The 2,110-nt window shown below is 67.2% G+C and carries 3 protein-coding genes; 1 reads left to right on the forward strand and 2 read right to left on the reverse strand.

Annotated features, from left to right (window positions below; translation table 11 throughout):
• The first annotated feature begins 53 nt into the window (after window positions 1-53).
• Window positions 54-749, forward strand: coding sequence for a hypothetical protein (locus J2X36_RS22940; RefSeq protein ID WP_310354149.1), 696 nt, complete (start codon window positions 54-56; stop codon window positions 747-749).
• Here the strand turns inward: J2X36_RS22940 and J2X36_RS22945 are convergent.
• Both J2X36_RS22945 and J2X36_RS22950 read right to left on the reverse strand, forming a co-directional pair.
• The gene (locus tag J2X36_RS22945; protein WP_310354152.1) at window positions 746-949 is read right to left on the reverse strand and encodes a DUF2934 domain-containing protein; all 204 of its coding nucleotides are present in this window, start codon (window positions 947-949) and stop codon (window positions 746-748) included. The two genes, J2X36_RS22940 and J2X36_RS22945, sit on opposite strands and share 4 nt — an antisense overlap.
• A gap of 51 nt (window positions 950-1,000) precedes the next feature.
• On the reverse strand, window positions 1,001-1,915 hold the full coding sequence (locus J2X36_RS22950) for a manganese catalase family protein (RefSeq protein WP_132251121.1): 915 nt from the start codon (window positions 1,913-1,915) through the stop codon (window positions 1,001-1,003).
• Between the last annotated feature and the right edge of the window lie 195 nt (window positions 1,916-2,110).

Consider the following 2,110-nt stretch of genomic DNA (forward strand, 5'->3'; position numbering starts at 1 on the left):
GCAGGCCCGGACACCGGTCCGGGCCTCTCCGCCCCGGATTGACAGGTCCCGACATGCCCTCGCCTCCAGCCGCCCTCGACGCCCTCCTGCCGAGTCTGCCGCCAGCGGCGCCGGCCCGCCGGGGCTCCCGCATCCCCGCTCCGGTCAAGATCGCCTACACGCTGTTTGCGGCGGTGATGCTGCCCGTCTACCTGCAGGCCTACGGGCCGACGAACCTCCTGTACTTCTGCGATCAGGCCGTCCTGCTGACGCTCGTCGGCCTCTGGCTCGAGAGCCCGCTCCTGATCTCCATGTGCGCCGTCGGCATCCTGGCGCCGCAGCTTCTCTGGGTCCTCGATTTCCTCGGCACCGCCATCGGCCTGCCGATCACCGGGATGACCGCTTACATGTTCGACGCGGACAAACCGCTGTTCCTGCGCGCGCTCTCGGGCTTCCACGGCTGGCTGCCGATCCTCCTCGTCTATCTCGTGTACCGGCTGGGTTACGACCGGCGGGCCTTCGCGGCCTGGACCGCGCAGGCCGTCGCGACGCTGCTGATCTGCTTCCTCCTGATGCCGCCGCCGAACCCCGACCCGGGCCTGACGCCCGTCAACATCAACTATGTCTGGGGCCTGAGCGACCGCGCGGCGCAGACGATCCTGCCGGCCTGGGCCTGGCTGATGGGGCTGATCGTGGGGTTGCCGGCCCTGCTCTTCGCGCCCACGCACTGCGCGCTCCGGCGCTGGATGCCATACGTGGGATCCCGCTAGCTCGAAGCGTCCTCCACGCCGGAACGGCCACCCGTTTCCCCGCCCCGCTTGCGCTCGCGCTCGGCCCGCAATTCGCGCTCGGCGAGAAGCCAGAACTCGATCTCGAACCCGGCCGGGCGGTGGTTGCGCTCCCAGATCTCGTAGGCGCGCTCGCGGATCTGGTCGAACGGGATCGCGGCCTTATCCGTCAATGCTTCCATCCTCGCTGGAAAGGACCCGGGCGGCACGGCCCGCGCCGGGTCCGGCCTGGATCAGCGGCTCTTCTTATAGAGCTTGCTCGCCACCTCGAAGATCTCCTCCGGCGCATAGTTCGGGGCGAAGGCCCCGTAATTTCCGTCGAGCTCGGGAATCTTGCCGCCCTCGGGCAACCCGTCCACCACCTCCAAATTGCCCGGCGGGTCGCCGGGAAGCGCCACCTCGTCGTTCGACCAGATTCCGGCGGCCTCTTGGTAGTCGCTCGGGCTGAAGCGGTAGAGGCGCCGGTGCGAACCTTCCTGCAGGTACTTCTGACACTCGGGGATCTTGTCGAGGACGATGTTGGGCGTGGGCAGCATCTTCTCGATCTCGACGCCGGTGAGCTTCTTGAGCGCCAAGGCATAGGCGTGCGCGTGCACCGAGCCCCGCACGAGGAGGTAGCCGCAGACCTCGCGGCCCGTGGGGTCCTTCAGGGTCTCGTAGACGCGCAGCTTGTGGAGACGGGCGCCGCACTCCAAGTGGAAGTTGTGCAGCAGATCGATGATGATGTTTCCCGTCGTCGTGACCATGTCCATGTTCCACGACGCGGCGTTGGAATTCATCGGCATGGCGCCGCCGCCGTTGCTGAGGAAGCTGCCGGCAAGCCGGATGTCCTTCATCTCCTCGAAGGGAGCCTTCGAGACGTCGACATCCTCGGTCTGATCACCGGTGCCGTTGTTGAGCATCGCGACGCCGGTCGAGACCAGCTCCACGTGCCCGAGCTCTTCCGCGAAGATGCTCGATACCAGGCTGTAGAACGGCCGTAGCTTCGATTTGTCCCGGAAGTTGAAGCTCTGGAACATGTAGTTCCCGAGCGTGGACATCTCGCCGTATTTGCCGCCGAGGAGCTCCTGCAGGGCTGCTGCGGCGTTCGGGTCGGGCTTCTTCGGCTGGGGCAGTTCGGCCTGGAGGCGGTCGATCCTCATGAACATGCGCGGCACCTTTCCGGTTTGGGACACCGGTGGGGCGACTCTACAACCGCTGGTATGTTCCACGCGGGCGGGAATTAACCCGGCCCTCGACGACGCACGCGCGGTGCCGGGACGATCGCGCGAACGCCCGCGAGGTGCCCGGAGGCTTTCGGGGAAGGCCGGGGCGGGAGGGGTCTCTCCGCCCCGACCTTTCGC

Origin of the sequence: Methylobacterium sp. BE186 (genome assembly GCF_031457035.1) — a bacterium.
In the GTDB taxonomy this organism is placed as follows: domain Bacteria; phylum Pseudomonadota; class Alphaproteobacteria; order Rhizobiales; family Beijerinckiaceae; genus Methylobacterium; species Methylobacterium segetis.

Bases quoted from the DNA above. Each gene is read 5' to 3' on its own strand.
- J2X36_RS22940 (WP_310354149.1), top strand. From the start codon at position 54: ATGCCCTCGCCTCCAGCCGCCCTCGACGCCCTCCTGCCGAGTCTGCCG.
- J2X36_RS22945 (WP_310354152.1), bottom strand. From the start codon at position 949: ATGGAAGCATTGACGGATAAGGCCGCGATCCCGTTCGACCAGATCCGC.
- J2X36_RS22950 (WP_132251121.1), bottom strand. From the start codon at position 1,915: ATGTTCATGAGGATCGACCGCCTCCAGGCCGAACTGCCCCAGCCGAAG.